At 52.9% G+C, this 22249-nt stretch carries 16 protein-coding genes and 2 tRNA genes; 5 read left to right on the top strand and 13 right to left on the bottom strand.

Translation table 11 applies throughout. The annotated features are described in order from the left end of the window. Nucleotide 1 precedes the first annotated feature (1 nt). Entirely contained in the window at nucleotides 2-736 is a 735-nt protein-coding gene (locus tag K7H08_RS05815; protein WP_038482427.1) for a GntR family transcriptional regulator, read from the bottom strand. A 254-nt stretch (nucleotides 737-990) separates the two neighbouring features. On the opposite strand from K7H08_RS05815, the gene K7H08_RS05810 reads away from it, so the two are divergent. From K7H08_RS05810 to K7H08_RS05800, 3 genes are all read left to right on the top strand, one after another. After that, the gene (locus K7H08_RS05810) at nucleotides 991-2931 is read left to right on the top strand and encodes an exoribonuclease II (RefSeq protein ID WP_089040889.1); all 1941 of its coding nucleotides are present in this window, start codon (nucleotides 991-993) and stop codon (nucleotides 2929-2931) included. A 132-nt stretch (nucleotides 2932-3063) separates the two neighbouring features. Beyond that, nucleotides 3064-4182, top strand: a complete 1119-nt coding sequence (locus K7H08_RS05805; protein WP_231657438.1) for a glycosyltransferase family 4 protein — start codon at nucleotides 3064-3066, stop codon at nucleotides 4180-4182. Further along, on the top strand, nucleotides 4160-5200 hold the full coding sequence (locus K7H08_RS05800; protein WP_231657437.1) for a lysylphosphatidylglycerol synthase transmembrane domain-containing protein: 1041 nt from the start codon (nucleotides 4160-4162) through the stop codon (nucleotides 5198-5200). The genes K7H08_RS05805 and K7H08_RS05800 overlap by 23 nt, the downstream gene beginning before the upstream one ends. Nucleotides 5201-5266: 66 nt before the next feature. Here the strand turns inward: K7H08_RS05800 and sucD are convergent, their stop codons facing one another. From sucD to sdhC, 9 genes are all read right to left on the bottom strand, one after another. Next, entirely contained in the window at nucleotides 5267-6139 is an 873-nt protein-coding gene (gene sucD, locus K7H08_RS05795) for a succinate--CoA ligase subunit alpha (protein ID WP_009722518.1), read from the bottom strand. Continuing rightward, nucleotides 6139-7305, bottom strand: coding sequence for an ADP-forming succinate--CoA ligase subunit beta (gene sucC / locus K7H08_RS05790; protein WP_095602385.1), 1167 nt, complete (start codon nucleotides 7303-7305; stop codon nucleotides 6139-6141). The genes sucD and sucC overlap by 1 nt, the downstream gene beginning before the upstream one ends. Nucleotides 7306-7454: 149 nt before the next feature. Beyond that, nucleotides 7455-8894: a dihydrolipoyl dehydrogenase gene (lpdA, locus tag K7H08_RS05785; protein ID WP_231657436.1), complete on the bottom strand. Its 1440-nt coding sequence runs from the start codon at nucleotides 8892-8894 to the stop codon at nucleotides 7455-7457. 114 nt (nucleotides 8895-9008) lie between these two features. Continuing rightward, complete coding sequence (gene odhB, locus K7H08_RS05780; RefSeq protein WP_038482415.1) at nucleotides 9009-10574, bottom strand: 2-oxoglutarate dehydrogenase complex dihydrolipoyllysine-residue succinyltransferase; 1566 nt, start codon at nucleotides 10572-10574, stop codon at nucleotides 9009-9011. A gap of 38 nt (nucleotides 10575-10612) precedes the next feature. After that, on the bottom strand, nucleotides 10613-13447 hold the full coding sequence (locus K7H08_RS05775) for a 2-oxoglutarate dehydrogenase E1 component (protein ID WP_038486567.1): 2835 nt from the start codon (nucleotides 13445-13447) through the stop codon (nucleotides 10613-10615). Between the two features lie 433 nt (nucleotides 13448-13880). Beyond that, a complete protein-coding gene (locus tag K7H08_RS05770) occupies nucleotides 13881-14591 on the bottom strand; it encodes a succinate dehydrogenase iron-sulfur subunit (RefSeq protein WP_009722513.1) in 711 nt (236 codons plus the stop codon). A gap of 27 nt (nucleotides 14592-14618) precedes the next feature. After that, nucleotides 14619-16391 (bottom strand): succinate dehydrogenase flavoprotein subunit, encoded by a 1773-nt coding sequence (sdhA, locus tag K7H08_RS05765; RefSeq protein WP_009722512.1) that lies wholly within the window; start codon nucleotides 16389-16391, stop codon nucleotides 14619-14621. Between the two features lie 3 nt (nucleotides 16392-16394). Beyond that, nucleotides 16395-16742, bottom strand: a complete 348-nt coding sequence (gene sdhD, locus K7H08_RS05760; protein ID WP_038482412.1) for a succinate dehydrogenase, hydrophobic membrane anchor protein — start codon at nucleotides 16740-16742, stop codon at nucleotides 16395-16397. Next, on the bottom strand, nucleotides 16736-17113 hold the full coding sequence (gene sdhC / locus K7H08_RS05755) for a succinate dehydrogenase, cytochrome b556 subunit (protein ID WP_171880175.1): 378 nt from the start codon (nucleotides 17111-17113) through the stop codon (nucleotides 16736-16738). Before sdhC ends, sdhD begins: the two co-directional genes overlap by 7 nt. 486 nt (nucleotides 17114-17599) lie before the next feature. On the opposite strand from sdhC, the gene gltA reads away from it, so the two are divergent. After that, nucleotides 17600-18886, top strand: a complete 1287-nt coding sequence (gene gltA / locus K7H08_RS05750) for a citrate synthase (RefSeq protein WP_083002030.1) — start codon at nucleotides 17600-17602, stop codon at nucleotides 18884-18886. A gap of 145 nt (nucleotides 18887-19031) precedes the next feature. Then, on the top strand, nucleotides 19032-19913 hold the full coding sequence (locus tag K7H08_RS05745) for an NAD(P)-dependent oxidoreductase (RefSeq protein ID WP_231657435.1): 882 nt from the start codon (nucleotides 19032-19034) through the stop codon (nucleotides 19911-19913). 420 nt (nucleotides 19914-20333) lie between these two features. On the opposite strand, the gene K7H08_RS05740 is transcribed toward K7H08_RS05745, so the two are convergent. The 3 genes from K7H08_RS05740 to gltX form a co-directional block, all read right to left on the bottom strand. Further along, nucleotides 20334-20409: transfer RNA gene (locus tag K7H08_RS05740), tRNA-Glu, on the bottom strand. 82 nt (nucleotides 20410-20491) lie between these two features. Next, nucleotides 20492-20567: transfer RNA gene (locus K7H08_RS05735), tRNA-Ala, on the bottom strand. Nucleotides 20568-20691: 124 nt separating this feature from the next. Continuing rightward, on the bottom strand, nucleotides 20692-22170 hold the full coding sequence (gene gltX, locus K7H08_RS05730; RefSeq protein ID WP_231657434.1) for a glutamate--tRNA ligase: 1479 nt from the start codon (nucleotides 22168-22170) through the stop codon (nucleotides 20692-20694). Between the last annotated feature and the right edge of the window lie 79 nt (nucleotides 22171-22249).

Raw genomic sequence — 22249 nt, 5'->3', positions numbered from 1 at the left:
CCTAGCGGGTCATCTCGACCATAAAGTCGTAATAATCAGTGCGGCAGTAGGTAACGGTAAGCTCCGCCGGAGAGCCATCTGAGAGATAGCCTAGACGCGTCACTTTGAGCAGTGCCTGGCCCTCAGGCACCTCAGCAAGCGCCGCCAACTCCTCGCTGGCATTGATAGCCGTCACATGCTGCAAAGCACGTGCTATGCCTTTGCCGCTGGCTTCCAGCACCGCATAAAGGGATGTATCGACCCGGAGAGGATCGGGCAGCACCGAGATGGGGAGGCAACTCTCTTCGACCGCCATTACCACCCCATCGGCTAAACGCAAACGCTTGAGACGCGCGACTTGGGCATCAGCCCCCAGGCCAAGGCGCATGCTCTCTTCTGCACTGGGGTTGGCCAGCTTGCGTTCCAACCAAAGAGAACTCGGCGTAAACCCACGCTGGGTCAGCAGCTCGGTAAAACTGGCGAGCCGTGACAAGGATTGATTGAGGCGAGGGGTAATAAACGTGCCCGAGCCACGGCTTCGGCGAATCAGCCCAAGTTCTGCTAGGCGATCTAACGCCTTCCGCGCAGTAATGCGCGAAACCGCTAAGCTTTCGGCCAAGTTGCGCTCAGAAGGCAACGCCTCGCCGGCTTGCCAGGCTCCCGTATCAATTGCTTGTTCTAGCTGACGCGCTAACTGCTGATAAAGCGGTGTTGCGCCCTGAGGATCAAGATGTAGCTGAGTAAAGCGTGGGTCCATGAGTGTCTCCCAGTAGCGGCCATACCAATTAGATACCACTATAGACCCAATGAGATACCAATCAAATACCAATTAGCTACAACTATGGTTGAATAGTGACGTTCGAGCTGGCCAATAAGGCAATAAAGCACGCACAAGATTGAACGCAGATCGTTGATAGTTTGGGGCCAAAGCGAACTTCAGGGTAACCACGATTGGCGCGGCCTTTGGGAATCCGTATAGTGGCAGGCTACTCTCGCCAACTGATTGAACACATGCTGCAAAACAACTCATTGCTTGCCCAGCTCAAGCAACAGATCCGTGATACCACCCCACGCGCTGAAGGGGTGATCAAAGCCACCGAAAAAGGCTTCGGTTTCCTTGAAACCGACAGCGGTGAATCTTATTTCGTGCCGCCCCCCGCCATGAAGCAAGTACTCCATGGCGATCGCGTCGAGGCGGTGATCCATGAAAACGGCGACAAAAAGTCCGTAGAGCCTGAAAAGCTGATCGAAGCTGGGCTTGACCGCTTTGTTGCCCGTGTTCAGAAGCGCGAAGACCGTTTAGCCGTTGTGCCCGACCATCCGTCGATTCGCAATGTGCTAAAGGCGCGCATAAAGAACAGCCTGGATGAAGCCACCATTGCTGATGGCGACTGGGTTGTCGCGCGGCTGGTACGCCACCCGCTGAAAGAGAACGATCGCGGCTTCTTTACGCAAATTGATGAGCTAGTGGCTAAGGCCGACGATCCCGCCGTTCCGTGGCGTGTCACCCTTGCCCGCCATGCGCTGGAACAGGAATGCCCGGACGCAGGTACCGAGTGGCCACTGCATGATGAAGGGTTAACCCGTGAAGACCTCACGGCACAGCCCTTCTTTACTATCGATGGCGAAAAAACCCGCGATATGGACGACGCGCTTCACGTGGAAGCGCTGGAAAGCGGCGGCTGGCGACTAAGCGTTGCGATCGCTGACCCAACAGCCTACGTTGAAGAAGGCCACGCGGCCGACCTTGAAGCGCGCACCCGTGCTTTTACGGTCTACTTACCCGGCCAGAACGTGACCATGCTGCCTGAACAGCTGGCGGATGACCTCTGTTCGTTGTGGGAAGGCCAGGATCGCCCTGCCCTTGCCTGCTCGCTGGACATTAATGCCGACGGCAGCCTAGGTGATTACCGCTTTTTTGCGGCTAACGTAAAATCCCACGCCAAACTAGTCTATGACCGCGTTTCCGACTGGATTGACGGTCAAGGCGAGTGGGCTCCCGCTGACAATATCGCTGAACAGCTGAAAGCACTACGCGATTTGACCGAAGCGCGCACCGCTTGGCGCAACGAACATGCGCTGGTGTTTAAAGATCGTCCTGATTACGTTTTCGACCTGGACGACGCGGGCAACGTCTTAGGCATTCGCACCGAAGATCGCCGCATTGCCAACCGTATGATTGAAGAGTCGATGATTGCCGCTAACGCTTGCTGCGCGGACTTCCTCGCCAAACATATCGGTCACGGTATCTTTAATGTGCACCGCGCTTTTGAGCCTGAAAAAGCCGAATCTGCTCAAGAGTTCTTAGCAACTCAGGAGATTGAAGTTGCCCAGGAAGCGCTGACTGAGCTAGCTCACTACAAAGAGCTAAAGCGCGCCCTCGAAAGCCGTGATGATGCCTGGCTGGACGCGCGCCTGCGCCGCTTCCAAGGCTTTACCAGCATGTCAGCTCAACCTGGCCCGCACTTTGGTCTTGGGCTACCGGCTTATGCCACCTGGACGTCGCCAATTCGTAAGTACGGCGATATGGTCAACCATCGTTTGATCAAGCGTGTGCTTAAAGGTGAACAGGCTCCGGCAGAAGCCAGCCAGCAGCTCACCGAGCAACTCACTGAGCGGCGGCGCCTGAACCGTATGGCAGAACGCGACGTAAAAGATTGGCTCTACGTTCGCTACTTAACGCCAGCGGCTCAAAACCAAGATGCCTTCGACGCAGAGATCATGGCGATCAACCGTGGTGGTATGCGAGTACGCCTGTTGGAAAATGGTGCTACCGCCTTCGTACCCGCCCCACTAATGCACAGCGATCGCGATAAAGTGGTCATTGATGATAAAGAGGGGCGCATTCAGATTGAAGGCGAAGAGCGCTACAAGCTGGGCGACAGCCTGCGCATTGCGCTAACAGAAGCCCGTGAGGAAACCCGCTCACTGGTCGCCAAACCCACAGAATAACGTTACCTTGCCCTGCCCACGCCACGGCATTGCCGTGGCGTTTTATTTTCCCGCCGCCCATTAACTGTCGCAGAACTGACTTATTTCTTCCTTATGGTAATCCGATGACACCCTTGTAGTTCGGAGGTTACCTTGCACATCGCTGATGTGACCATGTTTCACGCCCCGGCAAGCGGCGGCGTTCGTACTTACCTGCAAGCTAAACACCGGGTGCTAGCGCACACGGCAAACCTACGCACTAGCCTGTTAGTGCCGGGAGCTGAGCGCGATAGCCTGGGTGACCACCACACCTTGCCAGCGCTACACCTCCCCCTGGGCCAGGGCTACCGCTTTCCGCTGAAAGGGTCACGCTGGCGCGATGCGCTGATTGATCTTAAACCTGATATTATCGAGGCTGGCGACCCTTATGTAACGGCGTGGGCAGCCCTCGCCGCAGGCCAAAAGCTTGGAGTGCCGGTGGTAGGCTTTTATCACTCAGACCTTCCGCGCTTAATGGGGGATCGCTTTGGCCGCTACGTTGAGAAACGCTTAACGCGCTATGTCAAAGACCTCTACTGCCAATTTGATAGCGTGCTGGCACCCTGTAACGCTATGGCTAATCGACTCAGGGAGTGGGGAGTCGATAACGTTCGCGTACAGCCATTAGGGGTCGACTTAAACCATTTCCACCCCCAGCAGCGAGATCCCTCCTTCCGCCAAGGCATGGGTATTCCCAGCGATAAAAAGCTGCTGATCTTTGTCGGTCGCAATTCCCGCGAGAAAAATATTGATGTGCTGCTGGCGACGATGCGCCAGCTCGGCAGTGATTACCATTTATTGCTGATGGGTCCCGGCATGCCCCATCAGGTACCCAACAATGTCACTGTCGTGGATCGCTGCTGCGGCGCACATGAAGTGGCCAAAGCACTCGCCAGTAGCGATGCCCTTCTGCATGCGGGAACTCGGGAAACCTTTGGCTTGATCGCTCAAGAAGCGATGGCCTGCGGTATCCCTATCGTGGGTGCCAGGGCCGGTGCGCTGGCTGAAAATGTGCCATTAGGCGCAGGCATTCTGTGCCAGCCACTCGACCCGGGGGCCATGGCCGAGGCATGCACAGCCTTGTTCAGCAATGACATCGCTGCCAGCGGGCGTTATGCCCGTCATTTTGTCGAACGACAGTTCAGTTGGGATAGCGTTATCCAGTCTCTTCTCGAGCACTACATCGACCTTTGCAAAATTGAACGGCCCAATGCCCTCGTCCACCACCACTAAGCCCCAACGACTACTGCGTTTTCGCCCGCTGCATGGTTTGCTACTGGCGGGGGCGCTCTTGGCTCCGCTAGTGCTTACCACTTGGCTGGGCGGTGCTGAGGCGCTGCAGCGTATTAAACATTTTCCATTCGCGTTATTGCTGTTGATGCTGGTATTAGCGTTTCTGTGTTGGAACCTGAATGCAACAAGGCTGCGGCTAATGTTAGGTGGCCGTGCAGGGCAACTTGGTCAACGTGGTGCACTGGGCATCGAACTGGCATCAAAGTTTGCGTTGTGCGCTACGCCTGGAGGGAGTGGAGGACCAGCCACTCTACTTATCCTGCTTGCACGACGAGGCTTTCCTCCCGCCAAAGGGGCAGCGGTGTTTTTGATTGACCAAGGCTGTGATTTGCTGTTCTTCCTTACCATGCTGAGCGGTTTGGTGCTCTTTTCGCTGGCCAGCGATACCCAGTGGCCGCATCAGTCACTAGTACAGTGGTCACTGGTCGGTTTAGCATTTATGGCGACGCTGGTCAGTGGTGTGATGTGTTATTTACCCAGCCTGCTGCGTGCAGGTGGCGTTATAACGACATGGCCAAGCCGTTACCGACGGCGCTGGTTAGTAAGGCGCTTATTACGATGCCGATATGCGCTCAAGGTCACACTCGCGCTTCCCCCTACGACGCTGCTCGCGATGATGATGCTTACCGCAGCGCATTGGCTAATGCGCTATAGCTTACTCTATGTCGCGGTGCTGGGCGTGGGCGGCCATGCCGATTGGATGTGGACGTTTTTAACCCAAATGCTGGCCATGGCGGCCAGCCAGCTGAGCTTTCTTCCTGGCGGCGCAGGTGCCGCCGAAGTGGGCGTTGGCAGTTTGTTGCTGCCCTTGATGGAACGCGAGCAGGCCGCAGCAGCCGTCTTAGTGTGGCGACTGGTGAGCTACCACCTCTATTTAGCGGTGGGGGCGCCACTATTTATTCTGTACAGCTACCGAATGCTACGCAGAAAACCCGACCATAAAACGCCGGAAGGATAACCATGCACCAACGAATAAGGGCGCCCCGAGGGGCGCCCTTATCGCGTGCGACTAGAGGTCGATAGCTTACCAGCCAGTGACTTCTTTCAGTGCATCGCCGATTTCAGCCAGAGAACGCACGGTTTTAACACCAGCATCTTCCAGGGCAGCAAACTTCTCATCCGCAGTACCTTTACCGCCAGAGATGATTGCGCCCGCATGGCCCATACGCTTGCCAGGAGGTGCAGTGACACCGGCAATGTAGGAAACCACAGGCTTAGAAACGTTGGCTTTGATGTAAGCCGCTGCTTCTTCTTCAGCCGTACCACCGATTTCACCGATCATCACGATCGCTTCGGTTTTCGGGTCTTTCTCGAACATTTCAAGAATGTCGATAAAGTTAGAACCCGGAATCGGGTCACCACCGATGCCTACACAGGTAGACTGACCGAAACCATGGTCAGTTGTCTGCTTAACGGCTTCGTAAGTCAGGGTGCCTGAACGCGACACGATACCGACTTTACCCGGCTGGTGAATGTGGCCCGGCATAATGCCAATTTTACATTCGCCAGGCGTGATAACACCTGGGCAGTTCGGGCCGATCAGACGTACGCCCAGCTCGTCACATTTTACTTTTGCTTCGAGCATGTCTAGCGTCGCGATACCTTCGGTGATGCACACGATCAGCTTGATGCCAGCGTTAGCAGCTTCAAGAATCGAGTCTTTACAGAACGGTGCCGGAACGTAGATCACGCTGGCTTCCGCGCCGGTTTTCTCAACTGCTTCTTTCACGGTGTTGAAAACGGGCAGGCCCAGGTGCGTCTGGCCGCCTTTGCCCGGCGTAACACCACCGACCATTTGCGTGCCATAGGCAATCGCCTGTTCGGAGTGGAACGTGCCCTGGCCACCCGTGAAACCTTGGCAGATGACCTTGGTGTTCTTATCGATCAGGATGCTCATTACTTGCCCTCCGCTGCTTTTACAACCTGCTGAGCCGCGTCGGTCAGACTGGTAGCAGCGATGATGTTCAGACCGCTAGACGCCAGTTTTTCAGCGCCCAATTCAGCGTTGTTACCTTCCAGACGCACAACCACTGGAACGTTAACACCAACTTGTTCAACAGCACCGATGATGCCTTCAGCAATCATGTCGCAACGAACGATACCGCCGAAGATGTTCACCAGAACCGCTTTGACGTTGTCATCAGACAGAATGATCTTGAACGCTTCTGCAACGCGCTCTTTGGTCGCACCGCCGCCAACGTCCAGGAAGTTAGCAGGCTTGCCGCCACTCAGGTTGACGATGTCCATGGTGCCCATGGCCAGGCCAGCACCGTTAACCATGCAGCCGATGTTGCCATCAAGCGCTACGTAGTTCAGTTCCCACTTCGCTGCATCAGCTTCACGCTGATCTTCCTGGGAAGGATCGCGCATCGCTTGAAGGTCCGGATGACGGTACAGCGCGTTGCTGTCGAGTCCCAGTTTCGCGTCGAGGCAGTGCAGATTGCCTTCGTCGGTAATAACCAGCGGGTTAATTTCTAACAGTGCCAGATCTTTGTCATGGAACAGCTTAGAAAGGCCCAGGAAGATCTTGGTGAACTGCTTGACCTGGTCGCCTTTAAGGCCCAGAGCAAATGCCAGCTCACGCGCTTGGTAGGGCTGTGCACCAACCAACGGATCGATTTCGGCTTTCAGAATTTTTTCTGGCGTTTCTTCTGCAACGGTCTCGATTTCAACACCGCCTTCAGTAGAGGCCATGAAGACCACGCGACGAGTGGTGCGATCAACGACGGCGCCGAGATACAGCTCGTCAGCGATATCGGTGCAAGTCTCAACCAAAATTTTAGCAACCGGCTGACCTTTTTCGTCAGTCTGGAAGGTTACCAGGTTCTTGCCTAACCACTGCTCGGCGAAAGCTTTTGCTTCAGCCGGATCTTTAATCAGCTTAACGCCGCCCGCTTTACCGCGGCCGCCAGCGTGAACCTGGGCTTTAACCACCCACATGTCACCGCCGATCTTTTTACACGCTTCTTCAGCTTCTTCGGGAGTGTCCACGGCAAAGCCTTTAGACACTGGTAGACCATAATCAGCAAACAGCTGTTTGCCTTGATACTCGTGAAGGTTCATCGATTCATGCCATTGGTTGCATGTGACTCGAACGATGACCCGCTGCTTTAAAAGAGCGGGGCATCCCCGTACCTTCGTCCCCGCTGATTTCTCACAGAGCCGAAAGTGTTGCGCCACCTGACGGTGGCGCTTGGTTGTTGCTTAGCGAATTACTTGCGCTTCTTACGGTTAGCCATATGAATGGCATGGCCATCTACCGCAAGAGCTGCTTCGTGCACAGCTTCCGACATAGTCGGGTGTGCATAGCAGGTCAGAGCCAGGTCTTCGGCGCTGGAGCCGAATTCCATTGCAATCACGCCCTGGGCAATCATCTCACCCGCGTGCTGACCAACGATATGCATGCCGAGAATACGGTCGGTTTCCGCATCGGCGATAATCTTGGCGCTACCTTCGGTGGCGTTGTTCGCCATCGCACGACCACTTGCCGCGAACGGGAAGCTACCGGTCTTAACTTCAATGCCTTTCGCTTTGGCATCTTGCTCAGTCATACCGACCCAAGCTACTTCCGGGAACGTGTAAATCACGTTCGGAATCGTGTCGTAGTTCATCTCGGCTTTGTGACCAGCGATGATATCAGCGACCATGATACCTTCTTCAGATGCCTTGTGCGCCAGCATGGGGCCACGCACACAGTCACCAATGGCATAAACACCGGGTACGTTAGTGCGGCACTGGTCATCAACAAAGATAAAACCGCGTTCGTCCAGCTCAACGCTCACACCATCAGCAATCACACCCTTGGTGTACGGACGGCGACCAACGCAAACAATCAGCTTGTCGAAGATCATTTCCTGTTCGCCATTGGCATCGGTGTACTTAACGATGACTTCGTCGCCGTTGGTTTCCGAACCAGTCACACGGGCGCCCAGTTTAATATCCAGCCCCTGCTTTTTGAGCAGTTTCTGCGTTTCTTTCGCGATCGCCGTATCGACCATCGGCAAGAAGCTATCCATCGCTTCCAGAACAGTAACTTCAGAACCTAAGCGGTTCCAAACACTACCCAGTTCTAGGCCGATAACGCCAGCACCAATAACGCCTAAACGCTTCGGCGTTTCCTGGAATTCCAGCGCGCCAGTAGAGTCAACAATCAAGCCTTCGGTTAGCGGCGTCGGCGGAATTTCAACCGGCACGGAACCTGCAGCAACTACGATGTTATCAGCGTCGTAAGTGGTCGTATTGCCGTCTAGATCGGTAACTTCGACTTGCTTACCGGAAACCACTTTACCGGTACCTTCAATAGCCGTAACGCCATTGGCTTTAAATAAGCCAGAGATGCCGCCGGTCAAGTTCTTAACGATCTTGTCCTTGCGAGCCATCATTTTTTTGACGTCCATCGTGACGTCACCGGCATTAATACCCATGTCGTCGAAATCGTGCTTGGCTTCGACGAACTTATGCGAGGCTTCAAGCAACGCTTTAGACGGGATACAGCCGACGTTCAAACACGTACCGCCGTGAACGACATTGCCTTCTTTACCAATCCATTTTTCAACACAGGCGGCTTTCAGGCCCAGCTGCGCAGCGCGGATAGCCGCTACGTAGCCACCGGGACCTGCACCGATAACGATCACATCAAACTTGTCAGCCATGTTGGCTCCTTTAGCTTGGTTGCCTCCCCCCATTTGAACCTAAAACGGGCAGGAGGCAAGGTGCGATTGCATTAGAACGCTAATACAGCAGAGGAGGCGGATCAGCGCGCTCCGTTATACGTCCAGCAGCAAGCGAGCCGGGTCTTCCAGCAGCTCTTTAATAGTAACCAAGAATCGTACCGCATCTTTACCATCAATCATGCGGTGGTCGTAGGACAGCGCCAGATACATCATCGGGCGAATCTCGACCTTACCATTCACAGCCATTGGACGATCCTGGATTTTATGCATACCCAGGATAGCGGTTTGAGGTGGATTGATAATCGGGGTCGACATCAAAGAACCAAATGTACCGCCGTTAGTGATAGTGAAGGTGCCGCCGATCATGTCATCCATGCCCAGCTTACCGTCACGACCACGCTTACCGAAATCAACAATGGTGCGCTCAACGTCGGCAATTTTCATGCTATCGGTATCACGCAGCACCGGTACAACCAAGCCACGATCCGTTGATACCGCAACGCCGATATCTTGATAACCGTGATAAACGATATCGGTACCATCAATAGAGGCGTTAACATCCGGGAAGCGCTTGAGTGCTTCAGAAGCCGCTTTCACAAAGAAGCCCATAAAGCCCAGTTTAATATCGTGGGTTTTCTGGAACGTATCTTTGTACTGCGCACGAAGCGCCATGATTTCAGTCATGTCCACTTCGTTATAAGTGGTCAGCATTGCAGCTGTTTGCTGTGCCTGAACCAGACGCTTAGCAATAGTTTGACGCAGACGCGTCATTGGAACGCGCTTCTCGACGCGATCACCTTCCACTGCCGGTGCGGCGGCGGCTGCTTTCGCCGGCGCTGAAGATTTCGCTGCTTTTTTGGCAGAACCATCTTTCACGGCTTTTTGCACGTCTTCTTTCAAGATGCGGCCACCTTTGCCGGTGCCCTCAATCTTGGCAACATCCAGATCATGCTCAGCAACCATCTTACGTGCCGCCGGCGCTAGGATCTTATCGCCGATTTTCTCATCAGAACCTTCATCATCGCTACCCGCAGCGCTTGAAGAAGAGGCACTGCTGCTCTCTTCACCAGCGCCACCAGCACCTTCGGTAAAGATGGCCAGAACCGCTTCGGATTCAACCTGGCTGCCTTCTTCGGCTTTAATTTCTGCCAGTGCGCCGTCGGCAGGTGCGACAACTTCTAGCACCACCTTGTCGGTTTCGATGTCGGCTAACACTTCATCGCGCTTAACCGCTTCACCTACCTTCTTGTGCCATGTTGCCACGGTGCCTTCCTGGATAGACTCAGGGAAGCTTGGGGCTTTTACGTCATGTTGCTTACCACCGCCGTTACCGCCGCTGGCTTTTTTCTCTTCGCTTTTCTCAACAGACTTTTTAGCACTAGCATCGTCAGAAGATTTTTCTTCTTTACTGCTAGACGCGCTGCCTTCACCGATTTTGCCTAACACTTGCTCAGACTCGACGGTCTCGCCCTCTTCGGCCATCACGTCAGTCAGGGTACCCGCTTCCGGTGCGACGACTTCTAGCACCACTTTGTCGGTTTCGATTTCAACAATCAGCTCGTCACGTTCAACGCTGTCACCCGGCTTTTTATGCCACGCAGCCACAGTGCCTTCGGCAACGGATTCCGGAAAGGTTGGCGCTTTGATATCAGTAGCCATGTCGTTTCCCTTATATGTTCTCTAAACCCGGTGGGCGCTTATAGGTTAAAAGCGTCTTCCACCAGCTGGCGCTGCTGTTCAGTGTGGACGGACATATAGCCCGCTGCCGGTGCGGCAGAGGCAGGACGTCCTGCAAATTTCAAATCACGTCCGAGGCCATCTTTCAGCATATCGGCGACGGCGCGCATGTGGTGCTGACTTGAGTACCAAGCGCCCTGGTTTAGGGGCTCTTCCTGGCACCACACGATGTCTTCCACATTGGCATACGCCTGGAGCACTTCCAAAAGTTCTTCTTTCGGGAAGGGGTAGAGTTGCTCAAGACGAATAATCGCCGTGTCATCACGCTCGTTTTCTGCACGCCAGTTGGCTAGGTCGTAGTACACCTTACCGGCACACATGATAACGCGAGTCACCTTTTCTGCTTCAAGATTCGCCTGATCCGGTAGCACCATGTAGAACTTGCCGTGAGCAAGATCCTCTAGGCTAGATACCGCTTCTTTGTGGCGCAGTAGCGACTTCGGCGACATGATCACCAGCGGCTTACGCAACGGACGAATGACTTGACGTCGCATCAGATGGTAAATCTGTGCGGGAGTCGTCGGCACACACACCTGCATGTTGTGCTCAGCGCACAGCTGCAAGAAGCGCTCTAACCGCGCGGAGGAGTGCTCCGGCCCCTGACCTTCATAGCCATGTGGCAACAGCATGGTCAGTCCACACAGTCGTCCCCATTTGGTCTCACCAGAAGAGATAAACTGGTCAACCACTACTTGGGCACCGTTGAAGAAGTCACCAAACTGGGCTTCCCAAATGACTAAGTCACCCGGCGCTGTCGTGGAGTAGCCGTACTCAAACGCCAGCACAGCCTCTTCCGATAGGAAAGAGTCGTGAATGGTAAAGCGCGGTTGACCGTCTGACATATTCTGCAGCGGTACGTACGTAGAACCATCTTTCTGGTTATGGATAACCGCATGCCGGTGAGAGAACGTCCCACGACCAACATCCTGACCGGTAATACGAATCGGATGCCCCTGATCAAGCAGCGTGGCATACGCTAGCGTTTCAGCGAAGCCCCAGTTAAGCCCCATGCCGCCCGCCTGCATTTTGCGACGGTCTTCATAGATTTTAGCGACTTGACGCTGAACTTCGACGCCATCAGGAATCTCGCACATTCTCGCGGCCAACTGCTGCAGACGCTTCATATCGAAGGTAGTGTCTGCATCACCGGTCCACTCATGCCCCAGGTAGGGAGCCCAATCCACAAAGAGTGATGTATTAGGCTCTTGCACCAAGGCATTGGCTACGTGATTGCCTGCCACAAGATCATCGCGGTAGGTTTCAACCATTGCCTTAGCGTCTTCTTCTGACAATACGCCCTGCTCGACCAGACGTTTTGCATAGAGTGAACGCGAAGAAGGGTGATCTTTAATCTTGGCGTACATCATCGGTTGGGTGCCCGATGGCTCGTCGGCCTCGTTGTGGCCGCGGCGGCGGTAGCACACCAGATCAATAACAACGTCTTTCTTAAACTGTTGACGGTAATCCAACGCCACTTGGGTCGCATGGATAACCGCATCTGGATCATCGCCGTTAACATGGAAAATCGGCGCCTGAACCATCTTAGCGATATCAGTACAGTATTCGGTGGAGCGCGCATCCAAGGGGTTCGACGTTGTAAAGCCCACTTGGTTGTTAATCACGATGTGTACTGTGCCACCGGTTTTATAGGCACGGGTTTGAGACATCTGGAATGTCTCCATGACCACGCCCTGACCAGCAAACGCTGCATCGCCATGAACGTTGATTGGCAGTACTTTGCTGCCCTCTTCATCATTACGGCGATCTTGACGTGCGCGTACCGAGCCTTCTACTACCGGCGCAACAATTTCCAAATGCGACGGGTTAAACGACATTGCCAAGTGAACTTCGCCACCAGGCGACATGACGTTAGAGCTGAAGCCTTGGTGATATTTCACATCACCAGAACCACGCTCAATCACCTTTTTACCGTCGAACTCGTCGATCAATTCAGCGGGATTTTTCCCCAGAATATTAACCAACAGGTTCAAACGGCCACGGTGAGCCATGCCAATAACAACTTCTTTAGTGCCATAGCCGCCGGAGCGCTGAATCAACTCGTCCATCATCGGAACAAATGATTCACCACCTTCAAGACCGAAGCGTTTGGTACCTGGATATTTAGACGCTAGGTAATTTTCCAAACCTTCGGCAGCGGTAAGGCGCTCAAGCACATGCTTACGCACATCGTCGCTGAATTTCGGCGCACTGCGCACCGATTCAAAACGCCGTTGCAACCAACGTTTCTCTTCGGTATCGACAATGTGCATGATCTCGCAACCGATAGAGCGACAATAGGTCTGCTCCAGCGCATCAACAATCTCACGCAGCGGTGCTTTATCAATACCTAAAAAAAACGAACCGGTCTGGAACTCGGTATCAAGATCAGCTTTGGAAAGCTGATGAAATGACAGATCGAGGTCTGGGACGGGGGTGGGATTACGCAGTCCTAGCGGGTCGATATTGGCCTTCTGATGACCACGAAAGCGGTATGCGTTAATCAGCTGCAGGACCTTCACCTGCTTTTTATTCTCACCGCTATCGGAGGCGGCGGCTACCCGGCCTGGGCGACTTTCACGACCCAGTTGGTAGAACTGATCACGAGTGGGGCTTAGTGGAACATCGTGGGAGGCACTGCCCTCAGAACGAGGCAACTGATCAAAATAGCTGCGCCATTCATCTGAGACAGAATCAGGATCGGCGAGGTACTGCTCATAAAGCGCTTCCACGTAGTGGACATTGCCACCACTAACGTGAGAGGAACGCCACATCAACTCCATTATGCCTTGTTGCATCTCTCGGTCACCCTGCACTGATGGGGTGGTATCGGTATCGCTGCAATCGCGCAACGACATCGCTATTGCCCTGCCGGCGGGGCGGGACATATGCCGGCGGCGCCGACCGAAGGCCGGAAGCCCTATTCATACTAGCTGTAAGTACTACATTTTCACTACGTACCACTTCAGTACGCTCTATTTCATACGTACTATTATACCTTCGTCTACTTACTACGTTAATACGAAGGCTTCTTTTATCTAGTCGTGCTCAATCAGTTCATGCTCAAAAGCCGGTACTTGCGGCACCGGCTTTTAAACTTGACTGGCTAGGTAGTGCGACGTGTCGCCGCACCACCTAACGCCCCTATGATAACAAGCGAAGCGCCACGATTTAAGTGGCTTTGTGCAGCAACTTACGTAGCGATCGCATTTTTTTCATAGGATTAGGCGTTTACGTCGCATCAGCCAACAACATTTCACGAATTTTACCAATTGCACGGGTCGGATTTAGCCCTTTTGGACAAACCGCAACGCAATTCATGATGCCGCGGCAACGGAACACGGAGAACGGATCTTCCAGGCTGGTAAGACGTTCGCGGGTAGCCGTGTCACGTGTATCCGCAAGAAAGCGATAAGACTGAAGCAAACCAGCCGGACCGACAAACTTGTCTGGATTCCACCAGAACGATGGGCATGACGTAGAGCAGCATGCACAAAGAATACACTCATACAGGCCATCTAGCTTGTCGCGCTCTTCTGGTGATTGCAGACGCTCAATCGCTGGTGCAGGCTCATCGTTCTGCAAGTACGGCTGAATGCGCTCGTACTGCTTATAGAACAGTCCCATATCCACAACCATATCGCGGATAACCGGCAGACCCGGCAACGGGCGCAAGGTCAGCTTATTGCCTTTCACAACATCTGACAGCGGCGTAATACATGCCAAGCCGTTTTTACCGTTCATGTTCATGCCATCGGAACCGCATACGCCCTCACGGCAGCTGCGACGGAACGCAAGTCCGCTATCCTGCTCTTTCATCAGATGCAGAACATCCAGCACCATCAGATCGCGGCCTTTGGTATCGACCTGGAACTCCTGCATATAGGGCGCGGAGTCGGTTTCCGGATTGTAGCGGTATACGGATACCTGAAGGTTAGACATGGTGACTCCCTCTCGTCAGTGCAGAGATTAGTAGGTGCGAACCTTAGGCTCGAATGTATCAACAGTTTTCGGCTTGAAGTTAACGTCGCGCTTCTTCAGCTCTTTCGTGGCCGGGAAGTAAAGCGAGTGCTTCAGCCAGTTGACATCATCACGGTCAGGATAGTCGTAGCGCGAGTGCGCACCACGGCTCTCATTACGCTCAAGGGCAGCAATCGCCGTTGCTTCTGCCACTTCCATTAGGTTATCAAGTTCTAAAGCTTCAACACGCGCCGTGTTGAACGCATTGGACTTGTCAGGCAGGTGCGCGTTGGCAATACGGCTGCGCAGATCCGCCAGCTTTTTGACACCTTCCTGCATATTCTTCTCTTCACGGAATACACCGAAAGAGGTCTGCATGATGTCTTGGAGCTCTGCTTTAAGCTCAGGAATGCTCTCGCCACCTTCCGATTCATTCCAGCGCGTAATACGTTTCATCGCTGATTCGATATCAGATTCAGAAGCATCCAGGTAATCAATACCTTCGTTCAGCGCGCCTTCAATAAACATACCCGCCGCACGACCGAAGACCACCAGATCCAGCAGCGAGTTACCGCCCAAGCGGTTAGCACCGTGAACCGATACACACGCCGCTTCACCACAAGCAAACAAACCGTTAACGATATGATCGTTGCCGCTTTCGTCCTGGGTAATTGCCTGCCCATGAATATTGGTCGGAATACCGCCCATCATGTAGTGGCAAGTAGGCACGACAGGAATCGGATCTTTAGCAGGGTCAACGTGAGCAAACGTTTTCGACAGTTCAACGATACCCGGCAGGCGCTTACCAAGAACTTCTTCACCCAGGTGATCAAGCTTCAAGAAGACGTGATCGCCCTTCTCACCACAACCACGACCTTCCAGAATTTCCATGACCATTGAGCGTGCAACAACGTCACGGCCTGCCAAGTCTTTGGCATTCGGCGCATAGCGTTCCATGAAGCGTTCGCCATCTTTATTGATCAGGTAACCACCCTCACCACGGCAACCTTCAGTGACCAGCGTACCCGCACCATAAATACCGGTCGGGTGGAACTGCCACATTTCCATGTCCTGCATCGGGAAGCCAGCACGTAGCGCCATGCCGATACCATCGCCAGTATTAATCAAGGCATTAGTAGTAGAGGCGTAGATACGACCTGCACCACCCGTGGCCAGAACAGTGGCTTTCGATTTAACGTGGACAACTTCACCCGTTTCGATGCACATGGCGATACAACCAACCACATCACCGTTGCTGTTTTTCACCAGATCTACCGCGTACCACTCATTCAAGAACGTGGTGTTATTCTTGAGGTTGTTTTGGTAGAGCGTGTGAAGCAGTGCGTGGCCAGTACGGTCAGCGGCTGCGCAGGTACGTGCCGCCTGACCGCCTTCGCCGAAGTTTTTCGACTGACCACCAAACGGACGCTGATAAATACGGCCATTATCAAAGCGCGAGAACGGCAGCCCCATGTGCTCAAGCTCAAACACCGCTTTCGGGCCTTCTGAACACATGTACTCAGCTGCGTCTTGGTCGGCAATGTAGTCGCCACCTTTAACAGTGTCGTACATGTGCCAGCGCCAGTCATCGTTCGGATCTGACGATGCGATGGCGCAAGTAATACCACCCTGGGCAGAAACCGTGTGAGAGCGTGTCGGGAACACTTTGGACAGTACGGCTGTCTTTTTGCCAGATTTGGCAAGCTCTAAAGCAGCACGCAAGCCAGAGCCACCGCCACCGATGATAATGGCGTCAAATGTCAGGCTACGAAGGTTAGACATGTATCAAGCTCCCCACAGAATTTGAATGCCCCACACCAGATATACGAAGATGGCCAGAATAATCAGAGTCTGGGCACCCACGCGCAGGCGAGTGGACTTGAGATAATCGGTGGTGACCGTCCACAAACCGATCCAGGCGTGCGCTGCAATGGAAACAAATGCGAGCAGCGAGAAAATACGCATCCAAGTTTGATCGAACAGTCCACTCCAAGCGTAGTAATCCAGATTAGGATTGAGCAGCAGGTAGGCGACGATAAAGACGGTATATACAGCCAGGATTACCGCTGAAACGCGCTGCATTAGCCAATCGGATAACCCGCTACGGCCAAAACTTGTGATGTTGGTTACCATACCCAAACTCCTGCCAGGATGATCAGAACGACACTGACGACAACAGTGATTTGTGCTTTTTTCACGCCACCTTCTAGGGTCACGCCGATATCCGCATCCATCAACAGGTGTTTGATACCTGCTACAAAATGGAATGCCAATGCGGATAACAATCCCCAGGCAATGAACTTGGCGAAAAAGTTATTGGCCAATGCGTTGCTGACGGCATCAAAGCCAGCCGGAGACGATAGTGATTTACCCAGCGCCCAAAAAGCGAAAATCAGGCCAACGAAGAGGATGACACCCGTAATACGGTGTGTAATCGACGTTAGCGCCGGTAGTGGGAAATGTATCGTAGTAAGGTCTAAGTTTACGGGTCGTTTGCTATTCACGGCGTTATACACACTCTCTTGGCCCGCTCTGCGACAGGTCGGGCATGGCCCGAGCGGGCAGTGGTTGCTGGAAGGGGCTCGGCCGTTGCCAAGTCGAGCACGACCTCCTACCTGCCGGTCGCGCGCCGTGGATTATAAGAACCTTCGCCCCTGCTGACAAACCGAACTCAAGCTTAACTCGACTATGGTGCAAGAAAAATGAGGTCAACCTGAGTCGATTTTGCGTTGCAGCATGGTTATAGTGACAGGAGATTGATGGTTTGATAAGTCCGTTAACGTGTCGTCAACCCCCTGACGCCTCTACCACGAACTCCACGCTTATCATATACAAAGATTATCCAACACAACAACAGCTGTACAAGGATACCTAGCGCTTAGGCTAATTGACAAAATGTCGCACACTTCTATAGTAGGCGAGCCTTTTCGCCGGCGCGGTATGCGAAACAACGACATTACGTCCCAAACCGAATTCGAAAGGAGGCCAGCATGGCTGACAGGAAAGCGACATTGACGGTAGACGGTCTAGAAAAATCGATCGAACTACCCATGTATTCCGGCACACTTGGCCCCGACGTCATCGACGTACGCGGCTTAGGTGCTGAAGGCCTGTTTACCTACGATCCCGGCTTCATGGCCACCTCTTCCTGCCAGTCCGCTATCACTTATATTGATGGCGGCAAGGGCGTGCTGCTACACCGCGGCTACCCTATCGACCAACTGGCCAAAGAGTCTAATTTTGTCGAGGTATGCTACACCCTACTATTCGGTGAACTGCCTAACGATGAACAGTATGCAGATTTCGAGTCGCGCATTCGTAACCACACCATGGTGCACGACCAAATCAACAATTTCTTCAAAGGGTTTCGCCGCGATGCGCACCCAATGTCTATTCTTTGTGGCGTCGTTGGCGGCCTAGCTGCCTTCTACCATGACCACATGGACATTACCCAAGAAGAAGATCGCGTGATCAGCGCTATTCGCCTCATTGCAAAAATGCCGACCCTGGCCGCAATGTCGCACAAATATAATGTCGGCCAGCCGTTCAACTACCCCCGCAACGACCTGAGCTATGCAGAAAACTTCCTCTACATGATGTTCAGCAATCCGTGCGAAGAGTACAAAATCAACCCAGTGTACGCGAAAGCCATGGACCGCATCTTTATGTTACACGCGGATCATGAGCAAAACGCATCGACCTCTACAGTACGCTTAGCAGGCTCAACCGGCGCCAATCCCTTTGCCTGTATCAGCGCCGGTATTGCGGCACTTTGGGGCCCAGCACACGGCGGTGCCAACGAAGCCGTACTGAATATGCTTGATGAAATTGGCGACGACTCTGAAGAAAACATTCAGCGGTTTGTCGACAAAGCAAAAGATAAAGACGACCCCTTCAAGCTGATGGGCTTTGGTCACCGCGTATATCGCAACTTTGACCCGCGCGCCAAAGTAATGAAAGAGACCTGTGATGAAGTCCTTGCCGAGCTTGGCTTAGCTGACGACCCGCAGCTCAAAATCGCCAAGCGCCTAGAGCAAATCGCCCTTGAAGATGAGTACTTCATTGAGCGTAAGCTGTATCCAAACGTCGACTTCTACTCTGGCATCATTCTCAAAGCCATGGGCATACCGACCAATATGTTTACCGTTATTTTCGCGGTATCTCGCACCATTGGCTGGATCTCTCACTGGCATGAAATGCTCAGCGAAAGCTACAAAATTGGCCGCCCACGTCAGCTGTATATCGGCCACGATATGCGCGACTATCCTAAAAAATAACGCCACGGTAACAACGTAGCGTGACTAGGATAATAAAAGGCCACCCACGGGTGGCCTTTTGCTTGTCGTAAGTTCTCTTTTCTTTATTACTCTACACATAATATTCCAGCCCCCTAATACTCATCACACACCCACAAGGTGCTCTATGCGAACCATCACTACTGTTGCTTTTATTGGCCTGGGCGTTATGGGCTACCCCATGGCAGGCCATCTTGCCAAACAAGGCCTTACAACGCGTGTTTACAACCGCACAAGCAGTAAAGCAGATACCTGGGCAAACGAGTATGGCGGCACCGCACATGCCACCCCCAAAGAAGCCGCTGACGGCGCTGACCTTGTTTTGATATGCGTAGGCAATGACGACGACGTCAGGCAAGTAACTATCGGCACCGATGGCGTGCTGAGCAGCATGACAGCCGGCACCTATCTCATCGACCACACCACCGCCTCTGCAGACCTAGCCCTGGAGCTAGACACCATCTGCCGCAAGCAAGGCGTGGCCTTTCTAGATGCCCCCGTTTCTGGCGGGCAGCAAGGGGCAGAAAATGGCGCACTGACGATTATGTGCGGTGGAGAACAGGCACACTTTGACGCTGTACAACCCATCCTTGATCACTATGCTCGCGCCGTCACTCTGATGGGCAGTGCTAGCAGTGGCCAGCTTACCAAAATGGTTAACCAGATTTGTATTGCTGGCTTGGTACAAGGTCTTGCCGAAGGCTTGCACTTCGCTGAACAAGCAGGGCTGGACCAACAACAGGTGATCGATGTGGTGTCTAAAGGCGCGGCAGGCTCATGGCAGATGGAAAACCGCCACAAAACGATGATTGCCAATGAGTACAATCATGGCTTTGCAGTGGACTGGATGCGCAAAGATTTAGGGATTTGTTTAGAGCAGGCTCGTCGACTGAGCGCCACGCTACCCGTCACCGCCCTTGTTGACCAATTTTATGCTGATGTGCAACGCATGGATGGAGGACGCTGGGACACTTCGTCGCTTTTGAAACGCCTCCAAAAGCCAGAATAATGCTTGACTTTTAAGCGTCTCGATCTTGAAAAGGGTTTTCCACACTATCTGTGGATAACCCTGTTCACAACCACTACAAAACGTCCCACAATCGCCATGAACAGTGACCCAGCCTTAAATTGATCATTTTTTAACCTAATATAACTTATTGATTTAAAAGGAATAATGCTAAATCACTGATTTTTTGAGACAACAGCCCGGGGTTGTGCACAACCCCTTCCGCAAACTTGCAAAAGTGGACAAGTCAAGCACAAAATCGTCCAAAAACGATTGAAATGAGAATGATTTCAGCCAGCAGCTATAATAACGGGAACGCAAAAACCGACAGATGAGTTGCCTCATTGTCTTTAATTAAAATGCGTATTTTGAGAAATGTTTGCCGACAATAAATCTGCAAATAAATTTCGGGGAAGTAGGAGATGGCGTCCCATAGGGGGTTCGAACCCCTGTTACCGCCGTGAAAGGGCGGTGTCCTAGACCACTAGACGAATGGGACGTTATTAACCTAAATAAATACGGCCTTGAGACGCCATATTGAAAACTTTGAATTGAAAATTAACAACCAGAGTTTTCGATATTGGTGGAGCCTAGCGGGATCGAACCGCTGACCTCAACACTGCCAGTGTTGCGCTCTCCCAGCTGAGCTAAGGCCCCACATGTCTCGAAGACGGAGCGTATGTTACTGATTACGCCCGCCTTCGTCAAGCCTTTCAAGCACCCGTATCACAGGCACCTCTGGAAAGCCCGCTAGTGCCAAGCCCTAAACATCAACTAGGCATTAGAGATCACGAAACTCTTTTTCAAAGCGTTTGGCTTGCTTCTTAGAAACACCGCCTAGTACTTCAATGGCATTACGTAGCCGTGCTCGCGTCACGTCAGAACCTAAGATCGCCATGGCATCCATTACAGAGGTACTCGACGTACTGCCAGTAATGGCAATAAAGACAGGGGCTAGGAAAGCCTTCATCTTAATATCGAAATGCTCAGCAAGCACTTTAACCTCGGCTAAGAGCACCTCTTTTGACCAAGCAGGTACGGCTTCAAAACGCCACACCAAGAATTGCAGCAGCTTAACCAGCTCTTCTTTCTCAAGCTTCACGCTAGCAAAGTCGTTTTCCGTTAGCGCAGGCAACCCAGAGAAGAAGTGCCCCGCCAGCGGAATTACTTGGGAAAGGGTTTCCACACGAGGACGCACCTGAGGAAGTATTTGCTTCACGTACTCTTCATTGAATGCCCACTCGCGAAGCGCCTGAAGTAGCGCGTCGTCATCTAAGTCTTCACGAATATAAACGCCGTTCAACCAGGTCAATTTTTCCAAATCAAACACTGGCCCACCTAACGATACGCGCTGAATATCAAACTCAGCCATCATATCTGACAGGCTAAACTTCTCGCGTTCGTCAGGCATCGACCAACCCATACGGCCTAAGTAATTAGTGACGGCCTGAGGCAAGAATCCCATACGACGATAATAGTTAATCGACGTCGGATTTTTGCGCTTGGATAGCTTTGACTTATCGGGGTTGCGCAGCAGCGGCATATGGCACAACTGCGGCATTTCCCAGCCGAAGTATTCATAAAGTAACTGATGCTTAGGCGCTGAATTAATCCACTCTTCACCGCGCAGTACATGGGTAATGTGCATTAGGTGATCATCAACCACGTTTGCCAGATGATAGGTAGGCATGCCATCTGACTTCAGCAGAATTTGCGCATCAACTTGCGCCCATTCAACTTCGATTGTGCCGCGCAACATATCGTTCACCACACAAACGCCGGTACTCGGCACCTTCATACGAACGACATAAGGCCAACCTTCCTGTTCACGACGAGCCTGCTCATCCGCAGACAACGCTAAATCAACGGGCTTCAAAGCCAAGTGCATACCAGCCGCTTTGCGAGCTTCCCGCAGTTCATCCAACTCTTCACTGGTGCGGTAACACTTAAAGGCATGCCCCGCATCCATAAGCTGCTGGGCGTACTGAGCGTAGATATCACCACGCTCGCTTTGCCGATACGGGCCGTGAGGGCCGCCCACATCAGGGCCCTCATCCCACTCCAGCCCCAGCCAACGTAACGAATCTAAAATCATCTGTTCTGATTCAGCGGTAGACCGAACCCGATCGGTGTCTTCAATGCGCAGAATGAACTGGCCACCGTGCTGGCGCGCAAAACAGAGATTAAACAGCGCGATATAGGCAGTACCTACATGCGGATCACCCGTTGGAGAAGGCGCGATACGAGTACGAACGGTCATCAAAATGTCCTTTTGGCAATAAAGCGTCTCGCCATTATACGCACCCTTACGGCAACCAGCAGTACCTTGCAGGGAACGA

Source organism: Halomonas sp. IOP_6, from assembly GCF_021151565.1.
Taxonomy (GTDB): Bacteria; Pseudomonadota; Gammaproteobacteria; order Pseudomonadales; family Halomonadaceae; genus Vreelandella; species Vreelandella alkaliphila.
The sequence above is the reverse complement of the archived record's forward strand: the minus strand, read 5'-3'. Positions and strand labels throughout refer to the sequence as shown.